10 protein-coding genes are annotated in these 16560 nt (G+C 25.3%); 7 read left to right on the top strand and 3 right to left on the bottom strand.

Annotated elements, in window-relative coordinates; translation table 4 throughout:
• Window positions 1–59 precede the first annotated feature (59 nt).
• Window positions 60–1580, top strand: a complete 1521-nt coding sequence (locus tag NX772_RS02730; RefSeq protein WP_027123521.1) for a hypothetical protein — start codon at window positions 60–62, stop codon at window positions 1578–1580.
• A 33-nt stretch (window positions 1581–1613) separates the two neighbouring features.
• Window positions 1614–2810: a hypothetical protein gene (locus NX772_RS02725; protein ID WP_259429355.1), complete on the top strand. Its 1197-nt coding sequence runs from the start codon at window positions 1614–1616 to the stop codon at window positions 2808–2810.
• 427 nt (window positions 2811–3237) lie between these two features.
• On the opposite strand, the gene NX772_RS02720 is transcribed toward NX772_RS02725, so the two are convergent.
• Complete coding sequence (locus NX772_RS02720) at window positions 3238–3693, bottom strand: hypothetical protein (RefSeq protein ID WP_259429354.1); 456 nt, start codon at window positions 3691–3693, stop codon at window positions 3238–3240.
• A gap of 59 nt (window positions 3694–3752) precedes the next feature.
• The gene (locus NX772_RS04015; RefSeq protein WP_465223510.1) at window positions 3753–3839 is read right to left on the bottom strand and encodes a hypothetical protein; all 87 of its coding nucleotides are present in this window, start codon (window positions 3837–3839) and stop codon (window positions 3753–3755) included.
• A gap of 315 nt (window positions 3840–4154) precedes the next feature.
• Between NX772_RS04015 and NX772_RS02715 the strand changes: the two genes are divergently transcribed.
• The 5 genes from NX772_RS02715 to NX772_RS02695 all read left to right on the top strand — a co-directional run bounded on the left by NX772_RS02715 (window position 4155) and on the right by NX772_RS02695 (window position 16139).
• Window positions 4155–6581 carry a hypothetical protein gene (locus NX772_RS02715; RefSeq protein WP_259429353.1) on the top strand — a complete coding sequence of 809 codons (2427 nt, stop codon included), beginning with the start codon at window positions 4155–4157 and terminating at the stop codon, window positions 6579–6581.
• Window positions 6582–6662: 81 nt separating this feature from the next.
• The gene (locus tag NX772_RS02710) at window positions 6663–13292 is read left to right on the top strand and encodes a hypothetical protein (RefSeq protein ID WP_259429352.1); all 6630 of its coding nucleotides are present in this window, start codon (window positions 6663–6665) and stop codon (window positions 13290–13292) included.
• 91 nt (window positions 13293–13383) lie between these two features.
• Complete coding sequence (gene efp, locus NX772_RS02705; protein ID WP_027123395.1) at window positions 13384–13947, top strand: elongation factor P; 564 nt, start codon at window positions 13384–13386, stop codon at window positions 13945–13947.
• A 2-nt stretch (window positions 13948–13949) separates the two neighbouring features.
• A complete protein-coding gene (locus tag NX772_RS02700) occupies window positions 13950–14270 on the top strand; it encodes an MMB_0454 family protein (protein ID WP_027123394.1) in 321 nt (106 codons plus the stop codon).
• Window positions 14271–14282: 12 nt separating this feature from the next.
• Entirely contained in the window at window positions 14283–16139 is a 1857-nt protein-coding gene (locus NX772_RS02695) for a transketolase (RefSeq protein WP_027123393.1), read from the top strand.
• Window positions 16140–16191: 52 nt separating this feature from the next.
• Here the strand turns inward: NX772_RS02695 and NX772_RS02690 are convergent, their stop codons facing one another.
• Window positions 16192–16470, bottom strand: a complete 279-nt coding sequence (locus NX772_RS02690; protein WP_027123392.1) for a hypothetical protein — start codon at window positions 16468–16470, stop codon at window positions 16192–16194.
• Window positions 16471–16560: the final 90 nt, after the last annotated feature.

Below are 16560 nucleotides of genomic sequence, written 5' to 3'. Positions count from 1 at the left end.
CTATAATATATTATATTTTATATAAAATATAAATTTTGTTAAAAAAAATGGAGTTATCTATGAATAATAGAAAGAAATTTCTTTTTTCAGCCTTATTTATATCAAGCATTGCAATTGTTTCTTCCGTTGCTAGTTTTTATTATTTTACTTTAAAAAAAAATGATAATATAACTTATATTGCATTTAATGACGATAATACTAAACAAGAAGAACATCACGATGAAAATGCAAATAATAATATAGTAAAAGAAGAAAAAAAAGAGATCAATGAAAAAAGTGATGTTAGCAACATGTCAATTTTAGATTTTGATGAAGAATTAGAAAATGCTCCTTTTTTAAAAATAAAAGTTATAAATAATAATTTAAGATTTCAATATTTAACCAAAGAACATTTTTATTTAGAGAATCAAAATAAAAACTTAAATTATTTTATAGAATCATTTAAATTAAGCGAAGATAAAGAAAATATTATTTTTGATGTTATTATAGAAAAAAATAAAAAAATTAAAAGATATCAAATAAACGATTTTAATAGTTTTTTAACAGAAAAGAAATATTATAATGATTTATTGCAATTAACTTCAAATAATACTATTTTAAATGTAGAAGAAGATTATAAAAACTTAATTTTATCAAAATATAAAAAAGAACATTTCAATATTCAAAAACCTAATGAAGAAGTAAATTATAGTATAAAAGATTTTTCTGTTGTGGAAGATCAAGAAACAGGAATTAGGTCAGCGAATATACTATTAAACTTGTCAATAAACGAATTTAATTTAGAAATTCAAAAAAATATAAATTGAGATTTTATTAGAGATGTAGATGTTGTTTCTGAAATAGTTTTAAATAAAAATGAATATCAATCTCTTTTGGAAGATATGATGGATCTAGAAAAGATACCTAGTGAATTAGAATTAGATAAGGAAAGTTTTGTTCTTTACATAAAAGAAAATGATGCATATATTTATTATAATCGCGTCGAAATTTTAAATGATTTTACTGGTCAAATAATTATTGAATTTACAGTTCAAAAAAATAGTGTTATGGATTTTTTTAGTTTAGAGTTTAATAAATTTAATAAAATTATAAAACAAGAAGAATACAATACAAATACTAAAAGAATTCAAATGTGAAACATTGATGCGATAAATCAAGATTCAAGATGAGCAAAAGAATATGTTTTTGATGATATTGGATATGGTGGAAAAATAGGAAGAAATTATTGGTATAGAAATAGAAATAATTCTATAGATATATATTTTGAAATTAATAAAAAAGATAATATTCCTATTTATATATACGATTTGGAATTAACTTTTATGAATTATTCAGGATATTATAAGGATGATAATTACTATAAAATAGAGTATAAAGAAAATACAAGTGGAGAATGACAAGATTTAGATATTAACACTAAGAAAGTGGAACATGAAACATTAAAAGCTATTCCTCATGCTAAAAATACCATTTCTATTAAAAGAAAAGTAACATCTATTAGAATAGTTTTTGAAAAAGGCAAACAACCGAATTATTATGTTCATATATCAAGGATAATGCCTTACATTAAAGAAAGATAATTAAAATAAAAAAACAAATACAAAAGGAAAATTATGAGTAAAAAAATAGGTAATAAAAAAGGATTAGTTTTAGGTGCTGTTTTAGGAGCTTCTGTAGGAGCAACAGGCGCAATTTCACCATTATTATGAAATAATCAAACAAAAAAAGCTGAAACAGTTAAGGTTGTGGATTTTGAAACAAGCAATGTAGGTTTAAATGGAGCAACAATTAAATTTAGATTGGATTTAGAAAATTTAGATAAAAGAACAGAAAAAGAAATAAAATCTAAAGAAAAAATAAACGTAAATATTATTGATGCTAATACAAGTATTATTTTAGATACTTTAGAAGCCATTAAAAATGAAAAAGATGAATATACTTTAGATATTAATTCATTAGAACCAGGTAAAATTTATAATTTACAAGTAATTGATTTGGGTCTGGAAAATTTAACTTTTGATTTAAATGCAAATTCAGGATTTATTATAACAAAACCAGAACTAACTTCTTTAGAATATATACTAGATAAAAGGCACGCTTCATTTGAATTTATTTTTTCTGATGAAGAAAAAATTTTATTAGGAAAAGACATAATAGTTTCTTTTAAAGAAGAAGGATCTTTAGATGGAGATATTAAAAGATTAAAAGGAAAAGTGGTATCCATTCCATCTAAAGGAAATGATGTTATAGCAAAAGAAAAAATAGGTTTTATTGCTTCAACTAAAAATGATTTAATAGATGAAAGTGGAGAATATTTAAAAGAAGATTCACAAAAAGAATTAAAAAGAAATACAATATATAAAATTGAAAGTATTTTAATAGACAACGAGAATATAAGTTTTAGTAGTTCCATAGATTTAGATTTTAAAACCACAATACCACAAACAATAGTTTCTGAATTAAAACAAAAAGAACAAACCAAATCTAGCAGCAGTGGTGCTTTAATTTTAAAAAATTTAGACTCTGATGTATTAGACAAAAGAGTAAACATTACGTTTGCAGAAATTACAAAAAATGAAAATGGAGATATAACAGGTTACAAAAATATTAAAACTGTTAGCGATAAAAGAATTGAGCAAAATGATGAAAAAAGTTATAAAATAGATTTAAATCTTGAAGATTTAAACCTAAAATGCAAATTGAAGTGCACCAGTAGTTTTTATTATAAAAACATTGTACTACAATTTATAATATTTTATACTCCCTGTTTACTATTAAAGGAGTGAAGGGGGATATCCCCCTTCTTTTAATTCCGCTTGTAAAGCGGTTTTTTATTAATGAAGTTAATAAAAATTATGGGGCGAAATTTTTCGACCCTTTCATTATTTTCTTGTAATAATCTTGTAATTTTTAATAGTTTTAATTAATATTTATTTAATTTTTCTATTTCTTCTTCATATATGTCAAAAGCGCATTTTCCTTCTAGTATGTCTCTATTCATAAAATTTATTCTTTTTCAAGATTTAATATTTCTTCTCGAGAGACTTTATTAAAATCAGTCCCTTTTTATAAACTCTTCTTATAAGTCCGTTAAAATTTTCATTAGTTCCTCTTTGAAAAGAAGCGTATTTATCGGTTTTATAAATTTTAATTCCTAATTTTTTGCTAATATTCCAACCGCATTAAATTCAATTCCATTATCAAAAGTAATACTTTCAACGGGTAATTCTAGTGTATTTATTCTTTCATAAAGAACTTTATTAATGTAAAAGGGTTCTTACTTGAAACTTTTACAATTATTCCCAACCTACTTTTTCTTTCCACTAAAGTTAAAAGACTAGAATGCCCTGCGGATTTTTTACCTATAACTAAATCACCCTCTCAATGCCCAAATGTTTCTCTTAAATCAATATGTTTTGGTCTAGCTCAAATAGGAAATACATAATTTGACTGCACAAGTCTTTCAATAACGTTATTTTTTCTTTTTCCGCCTTTTGTATAGTGCTTTCTTAATCTATCTTTATTAGTTAATACTCATTTTCCTGTATTAATCCAATTAAAAACAGTCCTTAGCGAAGGGATTTTAATATTTTTAATACCTTCTTTTATTAAGTTGTAAGTCATTTTTATTCCGCATGTTGCTTTGTTAAAATTATCTTTAATAAGTTTGCTAAATTCTTTATAATCATCCATTTGAGAAAAGAAAAACAATCTTTTATGTTTATGTCTTATTTTGGCTTTTTCATTTGCTATTAAATGATCATAAAATCCGTAAAAATTTGAATTTCTTTTAATTCTCTTGACACTGTTGAGTGATTGACATTAAGAAAATTAGCAATTTGTCTAATTGAATATTTTTATAAAACAATTTCTCTATTAAAAATCTTTTTCAGCATTTAAATGCGAATAATGCTTTGTTGTATTATAATTCATATGATCCTTTCAATAAAAAGTATGTTGTCTTAAATTTTTATAGGTAGTTTTTTTATTTAAAAAATCAAGTGCAACCACTTTTTAATTTTACATTATAGTGGTGCACTTGATTTTGCATTCAGGGTTTAAATCTTGAAGATTTAAATCCTGGTACTTCATATAAAATTTTAAGAATAAATTCCGTTAATTCAGACGATTCATTATTAGCAGTTAATGTATTATTGCCTCAAGAAGAGAATGAAAAGTGAGTTTTATCAACAGAGCCGGTTGTTTCTAAAATAAGTACTAATACTTCTTTAGAAAAATCAGCGTTTATAACAGTTTCTTTAAAAGATGATTCATATACAAAAAATGGTTGACAAGCTTATTTAAAATATTCATTAACTTCAGAAATTGGACAAGAAGAAAAAATAAAAACAGTTCAATCTAACGTTATAGGTAATTTTATTAGATTTAATTTAAGGGATCTACCACCTTTACTAGAACATTCTATTTTAGAAATAATAGTTGAGAAACCTGAAGTAATAGAAAACGGTAAAGTTGTACAACCAAAAATAGAGAAAAAATTAAGTTTTGCAGATGAATTCAAAGAAAATGATAAAAAATTTATACCTACAGCTTCAAATATTATGGTGAGTGATATTGATGTAACTGAAAGTGAATTAAAAGAGTCATCTGCTAAAGTCGTTGTCAAATTTGAACCTGGTCAAGAATTTATTTTAGGAAGAAAAGTTAAGTTAATTTTATCTACTTTAGGTTCTAAAGACGAAATTACTTATCCTCTTTCTACCGAGGAAAATATAAATGTTGAAGGTGTAACTATAACTAAGAAAAATACAGAATTAGAAGCTGAATTTACTTTAAATAATTTAATAGGTGGTACAAACTATTCTATTTTAGGATTGACTATGGATGAAGATCCTAATAAAAATATTGCTGAAAATAGTTTGAAAATAGATTTTTCCGTTGAAATGGAAGGTGGAAAAAGAAGATTTATAACAAAACCCATTATCAAATCCATTAATTCAACTAATTCAGATACTTCAGTAAACTTAACTATAGCATTAAATAACTCTTATAACACCGAAAATGCTACTTTTGAAAATAAAGATGTAACTGTAAAATATAAAGAAAAAGTTGAAGGAGATTCTTCTTCTGTTCAAGAAATATCAAAACAAGCCAAAGTTAAAGCTAATTTTATAGTACTAGATTTATTTAATTTAGTTCCTAATAAAACTTTTGAAATAACTTCTATAGAGGTAAATGATTATCAAACATCTAAAAATACTAGAAATTTATTAGAAGTTTCTACCAATATTACAGAAAATGAAAGATTATTTTACACAACCGCAACATCGGCAAACATTATAAATATAGTAAATAGACCTCAAAGCGAATCTAATTCAAATATTGAATTGACTTTTGATGATAATTCTGCATTTTTAAATGGTAGAACTATAGTAATGGAATATAGAAAAACTAATAGTTCCGTTTCCGAAGCTTCAAAAAGTATTGAAGCTGTAGTTAACGAAAAAGTATTAACATATAATGTTCAAGATTTAGAAATTGGTACTAATTATTTAATTACCTCTTTAACTGTAAAAAGAAATGATGCAGATGCAGTTAATAAACCATTAACTAAAATAGTTTATGATGCTGTTGAAATTCAAGAAACAGATAAAATTTTTAGAACCACAAATGGTGTTAAATCTTTTGAATTTAGAACAGCAATAGAGACTAAAGCTAGAGTAATTGTATCTATTGCAGATTCTAATTCAGAATATTCGAATAAACAAGTTAAAATTGTTTACTCAAAGACTACAGGTAATAATATTCAAGATATAACAACAGATAAAACAGAAATAATAAATGGTAAAGCTATATTTGATTTATCTAATTTAGAAAAACTAGAAAGTTATAAAATTAAAAAGGTTAAAATTGTTAATGGAGATTCTGAAAAAGATCTAGAAATAACAAATAGATTAGCTGAAGAGGGGAAAATATTTAAAACTTCAGCTCAAACAGCTAAAATTTCTGATATAGAAGTAAATGAAGTAATGAAAACAAAAAATTCTACTGAAATTTTAGTTTCATTTAATAATCAAGATTTGTATTTCCCTAATAACGAATACATGTTGACCTTAAATTATAAACGTCGTGGATCAGAGAATAATGAGGAACCAATTGTTGGTATTTTAGATCCTGTAACTAAAAAATATAAATTTACATTTTCTAATTTAAAAGAAGGTTCTATATATTACACTATAGGATTTTTAGGTTCAAAAGATGGAAATAATATTCAAATTAGCCAGGACGATGTATCTGAAGAAAAAAAACAGTTTGCTACAAATGCTACTATTAATAGCATAACAATAAATACTTCAGAAGAAGAAAAAGCCAAAGTCTATGTTAGATTTAATGATGCTAATAGAGATATAGTAAATAAAAATCTAAAAATAGTAGCTAAAAAACAATCAGAAAAAGAAAATGCATCAGCTAAGACGTATGAAGCAATCACAACTTCAGATTCAGGATTATATATATTTGATTTAAATGACTTACCTAAATTAGAAATATTAGAAATTATTGGAATTTATGAAAGTAATGATGGAAATAATTACAATATAGAAATTCCTTTTGGTGTATAACAAGAGTCATCATTAAATGTTTCTAAAGTATTTAATGTTATTGCAACTAGCGCAACAGTTAATAGTGTATCTATTAGTCAAGTGGAAAGAACTAGTGCTAATGTTCAAATGACCTTTGTTGATAAAGATACTTTTGTTAATGGTAAAAAAGTTAAATTATTATTTAGGGGTCAGGATTCTTCAGAAATAAGAGAAACAGAAGGTGAAGGAGAGATTATTTCTAATAATTCCGTTAATTTTAGTATTTCTAATCTAAAAGAAGGAATAAGATATGAAATAACAGGATTTAAAATTGATGAATTAAGATCTAATTTTGATTCTAGTTCTAATTCACATGCATTAATAACAAATAGAACTTTTGTAACAAAAACAGTAGTTTCTAGTTATGAAGTTATTCAAATTTCAGAAACATCAGCTAGAGTAATAGTTTCTATAGAAGATATTGCTAGAGTTAAAGAAAACTTTAAAGGAAAAATAAAATATCATAATAACAATTTTTCAAATCATATAAATGATTCATATATAGTTTCAATCAATAATGGAAGAGCTATTTTTGAAATTGATGGTTTGGAAAAATCTGGAACATTTACAATAGATGGTTTTTTTATTAGTGATCAAATTAATAATGAAAATAATTTATCTAAATTAGATGAAAAAGATATTTTATCAATACCAAATCAAAAAAATAATAAAATATTTACATTAGTTTCTGAAACTTCAACCATTACATCAATTAGTTCTACTTCGGATTTAAATAGTTCTATCGTTAAACTAAAATTAGGTGAACAAGATAGATTTACAATAAATAAAAATATTACATTAAAAATAAGAAAACAAGGTTCTACAGAAGAAAAATCAGCTACAGCTAGGTTAAGTGTAGATAATAGTGATAATAATCCAGTAGCTGATTTAGCTTTTTCTAATTTAGAAGCAGGATCTATTTATGTTTTAAGTGGTATTGAAATAGATAAAGTTCCTAAAACAGCATTTGGACAAAATTTAACAGATGCTGAAAAACAAATTGTAACCACTCCTATAATTTCTAGATTATTAATTTCTTCTTTATCAGAGACTTCATATCAAGTAAACACAATAATAAGAGACCCTTTATCAGGTTCTAACGACAATAGAAAATTTGATGGTAAAAAAGTAAAAATAACATATTTTGCTGATGATAATCAAGGTGAAAAGTTAACTTCAGAATCAATTATTAATATTTCTAGAATAGTGTTTAATCTTAATGATTTAAAGAAATCTAAATCATATACCATTGAAAAAATAGAATATGATGCTAAAAGTATAGAATTATCATCAGTTTTAACAGCTTTTAATTTTTTAAAGCCAGATGTAACTGAAGAGAATAAAAAATTTACAGTTGTAGAAAAAACTGCTCAAATTACGGGATTAGAATTTTTAAATATAGGAAATAATAGTTCAACTGTAAAAGTTAAATTTTCAAAAGAAGCAGATGAATATTTAAATACCAAGGCTAAAAAAATTAAAATAAACTATCGTTCTTCCGAAAATAGTAATAATTTAACTTCAGCTTTAAGTTCTCCTATTATTGAAGGAGATTCAGTTGTTTATACTTTTAATTTAACAGATTTAGGGCATGGTTCTAATGTAAGAATAATTTCTGCTCAAACAGAATCAAATGATGATGTTTCATTAAGTTTTGCATCAAGCATTTCTAATGAAGATAAACAATTTAACACAATACCTACAGTTAGATTAATTAAAAATTATAAAAACGATGAAGAATCAAGTTGAAATATAGAAGTTAGATTAAAAGATTTAAAGGAAACTTCAGAAAATAAAAAAATAAAATTAGTTTATTTTAAAGAAACACAAGTTAATACTGACTTAGTGTCTGAAGAATTTGAAATTAATTCTAATAGAAGTATTGTTAAAATAGATAATTTAGAAAAATTTGTAAACTATAAAGTTAAAGAAATAAAATTAGTATCTGATAATCCAACTTCTGAAATAACATTAGATTTAGAATCAACAATCAATGATAACGATAAAGTATTTAAGGTTATTCCTAAAATAGCAACAATAACAGAAATAAAAGAAAAAGTAGGAACAACTGATACAGTTTCATTTAAATTAAAATTTTCAGATGAAGACAGAAATTATTTATCACAATATAATAGAATTACAATTAATTATAGACGTAAAGGTGAAGAAGAAGTTATAACTAAAAGTAATACAATTGATTCTTCAACTTTAGAATCAACATTTAATTTTAGTGTAGGAACAGATAATTTTCTTCAAGCTTCTTATGAAATACTTTCTGTTATTTTTGAAGGAGATGTACCTAATTCAAGTGAAAAAAATACAAATAATCCTAATGGTGTAAGAATTGTATTTGGAGATAACGTAAATAAAAATGACAGAACTTTCGCTACAACAACGAATGTTGCTTCAGTATTAGCAAAAGGATCTGAAACAACAGCAGAAGTGTTGGTAAGAGTAAATGATAATTCTCAAACATATGTTGGTTCTAGATTAAAAGTTGTTTATTATAGAGAAGATCAAGAAGATAATGAAATTACCTCAAATGAAGCAGAAATATTAGTTTCTTCATTACAAGGAAAATCAGAAGCAACTGTTAACTTAATAAATTTAGATAAAGCATATACTTATAAAATAAAAAAAGTTTTAATAAATAATTCAGAAACTCCTTTTGAAAGTAATTTTAATGAAGCATCTAAAGTTTTTAGTACTGTAGGTAAAACTGCCAAAGTAGTTTCTATTTCAGGAAATGAAAATGCTATTTCCAAAGAAGCGGCTACAGTAACTTTAACTTTTGATTCAATGGATAAATATTTAGGAGGAAGTACTTTCGTTAATCCGAATTTACCAGCTAAAAGTCTTTATTTATTAATTTCTTCTAGAAATACTGGAGTTATTAAAACAAGTACATCTGCGACTGTTATTTATCAAAATGATAGTGCTTCAGTTACTTTTAATTTAACAGAGTTAGATCCTGGAGATACTTATGAGATTATTTCTTTACAAGAAAGAACAGGTACTCCTGAAGATAATGACATTACTTTTAGTTTTACAAGTAATTTAAATCAAGTTATCAAAACTTTACCTGCCTTGGGAAATGTTACAAAAAATGTAAATGTTGAAACCAAAGCTATACTTAATATTGAAGTTATTAATTTAAATGATATCGTAGAGCCTGGTTCTGATAAAATGGGTATTTTAACATACAAAAAAGTAGGAAGCGAAGAGGAGATAAATACTTCGTTTACTTATTCTAATAAAAATTCAATAGACGTAGAATTAACTAATTTACAAAAAAATACAAGTTATGAATTAGTAAAAGCAACTATTGATAATATAGAATTTAATTTTAATAGAGTTAATGATACAGAAAGAAATAAACAGTTCACAACCAATTATAAAACTGCAGAAGTTTCTATAGTTGCTAATAACGATAAGAGAGAAACTAGCGGTGCATTCACACTAAATTTTGGTCAATTCGATGATTATTTAAATGATAATTGACAAGTAAATATTTCTTATCAAGTAACAAATGGAATAGAAAGAAAAATTAATAACATAAATCCTATAAACATTTCAAACAAAACTGCGACATTTAATATAGAAAATTTATCAGGTGGACAAACATATCATATTACGGATATAACATTAACAAAAAATGATGAGAAAGTAATCGCTAGAATACAAAATAATGATGAGCCAAATTCTTTAATTAATACCAAAGCTTCAATAAAAGAAATTAGTTTTATTTCTAGTATAGAATCTCAAGCTAATGTTACAGTTGATTTTGATAATTTTAATTTAGATATTATTAATAATACCGAATTAATAATAGAATACGAACTAGTAGAACCTATTGAAAATAATAATCATTCAGGAACTGCAAGAGCTAATGTTATTGTGAATAATAATAATAATAATAATAATAATACTAGCGTAACGTTTAATTTAGAAAATCTTGTTAAGGGAAAAGAATATAAAATAACAGCTATTAAAAAAGCTTCCCCATTAGAAAATATAAGATTCAATACAAATATTAATGATGTAACAAATTCAAAAAGAAAATTCATTTCACTTTCTACAAGTGCAGATGTTTCTACTATTAGTTTCGAAAGTATTGAAAGAAATTCCGCAATTGCAGTGATAACATTCTTGGATGAATTCACTAAAACAAACCAACAAGTTTCTATTTTGTATAGAAAAGTAGGTACTAATGAAACATTTAACTCAAATTTAGTTGAAATTTCTCAAGATAAAACAGCTAGAATTAATTTAAATAATTTAGAAGCTGGGTCAAGATATGAAATTATAGGAGGAACATTAATACCTTCTTCTGCATCAGTCTCTATTTCTAACACATTACAAAATGCTCATGTTAATAAGTTTTATACAAAACCAGAGATTTCTTCTATTAACATAAATGTTTCTAGTGAAACAAATGCAAGAATTGAAATAACATTCGCAGACGAAGGTCGCTTTTTAAATGGTAATGAAGTTAAATTAATCATCGAACCTGTAGAAGGTAAAACTGGTTCAAGAAGAAATGGTGCTCAAAGATTAGAGGTAAATTCAACTATCAATTCTTCACATGTGGCTATATTTAATTTAAATAATTTAAATAAATTTACTGAATATTCCTTAAAAACTATTTCAGATGAAACTAATTCTTCTGTTGTTATCCCTTATAAAAATATTTTTGAGGAAGGTCAAGAATTATTTTCTTCAAGAAACTTTAAAACTTTAGCTCAAAATGGTAGATTAGAATATATTTCTCATCAATATAATGGTGATGTTTCAACAAATAGTACAAGTGCTAAATTTAATGTAAATAACGATGATGTTATATTTGCAAAAAATAAAAATGTATCAATTACTTATATTGAAGTAGATGAACAAAACTCCGAATTAGGAAATAATATAGTTTCTCCGCAAAATGCTAGAATAAGTGAAACTGGGCAAATAACATTTAATTTTACAGATAATGCTAATAATATAAAACCAGGAACTAAATATAAAATAAAAGAAATAAACGATTTATCACCAGCATCAGAAAGAATTAATTTTTCTTGAGATGGAGATATATATTTTGAAACTTTAATAGAACAACCAAAAGTAGAAAGCATTACAGCTTTAAAATCAGAAATTCCATCTAATGCTAATACAAACGAATTATATAAATATGACACAAGCTTTGAAATAAAATTTATCGATCCTAAAAACTCAATAAAATGAAATAATCTTTCTGATTGAAATGTAAGTATCTCTGGAAAGGCTAGAAATTCTGATGAAAGTAATTCATCTATAGACACGTCAAAAATAGAATTATCAAGAAAAAATGAAGAAAGTGTTTTAGTTGTTAAAATAAAATCCGATGATATTAGAGAAATAGTAGCTAGAGAATTAACTTTTGTTATAAATAATTTATCTTATTCTTCCCGTTTAGATAAAAGTGATTTAGTTACTGTAAATTCTATAAGTGAAACTTCTATAGGAAATGAAATAGTCTCTTCTCCGATTTCTCAATTATTTATAGAAAGAATTCAATCTCCGGTAATGTATAGTAGTGATAGTGATAATACATCACCTATAGTAGGTTTTTCATTTAGAGTTTTTGACCCAAAACGTTCATTAAGAGAATCTGAAGAGTCAAGCGGTTATGATTTTAAATGAGTATGAGAATCTATTTATTCTCCATATCCTGGTGTTGCTACCTTTGAATATCAAGATGGTTTTGGTAGTGATGCTTATGAAGCATGAAATAAAAATTCTGATGACTCTGTAATAAATAATGGTAAATTTATAACTCCTGGTATTACAAAAAGTCAATCAGGATTTAAATTAAAACAATCATATTCAAAATATCAAAATGGTAATTGAACAGAGTTTAAACCAAGAAATGTTGCTATTCATTCTAAAAGAGATTCTAATAATCGTAATTATGTATTAGTTTCATATTTAGGTTTAGCAAAACCTGCATCAGATTCAAATTCAGAGTCTTTCAATATAACAAAAATGTATAGAAAAAATGTTAGATTAAAAGAAAATGGTGTATTTGCATTATTAAAAATAGCAGTAGCAGACTCAAATTTAACAGGTGGAAATAATAATTTTGATGCTCTTACCGGAAATCAAGCCATAACTGATGTTAATGATGGAACAACTATTTTAAGAAAGGACATTAGTACTACTGCCTCTACTTATTCATTTCCACAATTTGATTGAAGATATAATTCCGTTATAAGTAAGGATGTGGGTGTATCAAGTCAAGCATTCAATAATAAAACAATCCCTAGAATAAATACTAATTCCTCATGAATTAGAAATCATATAGCGATAGATAGTACTTCATATAACAATGACAATAAGGAATTAACAGTACATTTTAGAAATAATGGAGAAATAAATTCCAATATAGCTTCTTATGCTGTATTTCAAGACGATGAAGGTAATTTATATTTTGCTGGTGATGATGACGGTAATCCAAAAAATATAGTAACTAATAATCGTGAAATTAAGTATAAAATAAATCCTATGTCAGTAGATTCTGGTGAGCATGCACCTTTAAATAAAGAATTAAAATTTATAGGTGTTTGAACTCAATTAGATGTCAATAATGGAGCTGTTATACCAATTTTTTCAACTGTAGTAGACAGTGCTAATGTTAATATAACATTTAAAATAACTAATAGTTAATATTTTAAAAAATGGCATTTAATTTTAATGTCATTTTTTATTTATATTTGAAATATCATATATAATTTAATATAAAATAAAGGAGGTAAATGTGGTTAATGTTAATGAATTTAAACCAGGGATAACTTTTCAAGAGAATGGTGAATTATTTGTAGTATTAGAATCACAACATTCTAAACAAGGAAGAGGTCAAGCTACTGTTAAAGCTAAAGTTAAAAATTTAAGAACTGGAGCAACCACTATAAAATCTTATACAGGTGGAGATAAAGTTGAAAAAGCTCATATAGAAACAGTAGGTATGAACTTTTTATATAATGATGGAACACAAATAGTTTTAATGGACGAAGAAACTTATGAACAAATAGGAATTGATGTTTCTAAGTTAGAATGAGAATTAAACTTTTTAAAAGATGGCCTAAAAGTTAAGGTAAGAAAATTTGAGGAAGAAATATTGGATATTGAATTACCTATAAATATAGAATTAAAAGTAACAGAGGCTCCTGATGCTGTTAAAGGAAATACGACAACAAATCCACAGAAAAAAGTAATTGTCGAAACAGGATTTGAAGTTGAAACTCCTATGTTTATAAAAGAAGGAGAAATTATTATAGTTTCAAGCGAAACTGGAAAATATGTTGGAAGAGCTGGTAAATAAAAGTGAATTATGTAATTGTTAATTATGGATTAAATCAAGTTTATACAGTTTATAAACAAGCGTTTATTCAAACTATAAAGGCTGTGTTTTCGAAAAATCCTAATGTTAAATTAGAAAATAATATTGAAATTAAATTTAATAGTACTAACACAAATATAAGTATGATATTATCTTTTTTTACAATAGAAAATAAAAAAGACTTTACAACCATTTTTAATAATTTGATTAATTCACTAAAGGAAACTATAAATTTATTAATTGGTACAGAACCGGAAAATATTTCTTTACTATATAAAGGAAAGATCGCAAATAAAAAGAATTAAATAAGGAAAAATATGAATTATAACAGAGAATTAGATAAACTTTCTATTAATACATTAAAGATAAATGGAGTTGCAGCTATTAATAAAGCTAATTCAGGACATCCTGGTATTGTTTTAGGAGCTTCTACTATTATGCATACTTTGTTTACAAGACATTTAGTTTTTAATCCTGTGTCACCTGAATGAATTAATCGTGATAGATTTATTCTCTCAGCAGGACATGGATCAGCACTATTGTATGCGCAATTGAGAATTTTAGGTTTAATTAAAGAAGAGGACTTAAAAAACTTTAGACAATTAGGTTCTTTAACACCGGGTCATCCAGAATTTGGTCATACAATCGGAGTAGAGGCTACTACTGGTCCTTTAGGGCAAGGAATAGGTATGGGAGTTGGTTTAGCTGTAGCTGAAAGCCACTTAAATGCTAAATTTCCAGAAGTAAATCATTTTACATATGTTCTATGTGGAGATGGGGATTTACAAGAAGGAGTAGCTAACGAAGCTTTATCATTAGCTGGTAAATGACAATTAAGTAAATTAATTGTTATTCACGATTCCAATGATATTCAATTAGATACACCAGTAAATGAAGTTAATTCAGAAGATTTAAGATTAAAAATGGAATCTATGGGCTTTTATTATCAACTAGTAAAAAATGATCTTGAAAAAATTTCGAAAGCAATTTCAAAAGCTAAAAAATCTAATAAGCCTTCATTTATAGAAGTTAAAACAGTTATTGGAGAAGGTGCTACGAAAGAAGGGACAAGCGACGTTCATGGATCTCCTTTGGGTAAAGATTTTGAGAATTTAAAAGAGAAATTAAATTGAACATATGATGATTTTGAATTACCTGAAGAAGTTATTCAATATTATCAAGATACTTTATTCAAGAGAGGACAAGAAGCTGAAGATAATTTTGTTATTTCAGAAGAATTAAGATCTTATTTAGAAAGTTCTACAAAAAAAATTGAAATTAATTTAGAACTTAAAAAAGATGATGCAACAAGAAATTCTTCAGGTTCTGTAATAAAATATTTAAATGAAAATACTTTTAATTGAATAGGAGGATCTGCTGATTTAGTCGCTTCTACAAAAGCCGGGGGAGCTGATGGTGTATATTCTGTTAAAAATCGCTCAGGTAGAAATATTTTATTCGGTGTTAGAGAATTTGCTATGGGAGCAATCGCTAATGGATTAGCATTGCATTCCGTTTTAAAACCTTTTGTATCAACATTTTTTGTTTTCTCAGACTACGTAAAACCTGCTATGAGATTATCAGCTTTAATGAAACTACCAGTAACATATATTTTTACACATGATTCAGTTTTTGTGGGAGAAGATGGACCTACACATCAACCAATTGAACAACTTGCAATGTTAAGATCATTACCAGGATTAACAGTTTTAAGACCAGCTGATGAAAAAGAAGTGATGGGTTCTTATGAATTAGCAATTAATTCTAAAAATAAACCGCATGCAATAGTTTTAACAAGACAAAATATTACTAGTTTAGAAACTACAGATAAAGAAAAATTTAAAAAAGGAAGTTATTTTATTCATAAAACTGATTCTGAATTTGCTTTAATAGCAACAGGAAGTGAATTAGCGAATGCTTTTAAAATTGGTAAAGAATTAAACTTAAATGTAATTTCTGCTTCTAATTGAGATTCGAAAATTTTATGACATCCAGCCAAAACTATTTCAATAGAAGCTGCTTCTACATTTGGATGATCAAAAGTAGCAAGACATAATATAGGTCATGATGACTTTGGATATTCAGGACCAGGTGATTTGGTTTATGAAAAAATAAAATTAGATTATAATTCAGTTAAAAAATATGTAGTAAAACACTTTAAATTAAATAAATAGGTGTTATTCCAACAACATATTTTAAAACTAAAAGCAAATTTTCTTTTATTACTTATATAAAAGAAAGTAAAATATTTAAAATTACTACATATGATATTACGTTAAGCGCGCTATTTTTAGCTATATATCTAGGGCTAAGTTTTTTGTTAAGATTAACTTTTTTAACAAATAAATTAAATGTTAGCTTTGAAATTCCTTTTAATATAATTTTTGGACTATTATTAGGTCCTTTTAAAGGTGCCTTAATTGCTTTAATAGCAGATACGTTAAATCTTTTAATAACTTCTTCAATAGCTACCTGAATGTGAGAATATGCTATAATACCACCCATAACTGCTATTATTGCTTGATTATTCTTTTATTTGTATAAACTCAAAAATAATTTAAGTACATTAATTATTTCTGCAGTTTTTCTAATCGT

It is taken from the genome of Mesomycoplasma molare, assembly GCF_024918955.1.
In the GTDB taxonomy this organism is placed as follows: Bacteria; Bacillota_I; Bacilli_A; order Mycoplasmatales; family Metamycoplasmataceae; genus Mesomycoplasma_A; species Mesomycoplasma_A molare.
This window is presented reverse-complemented; position numbering and strand designations above follow the sequence as displayed.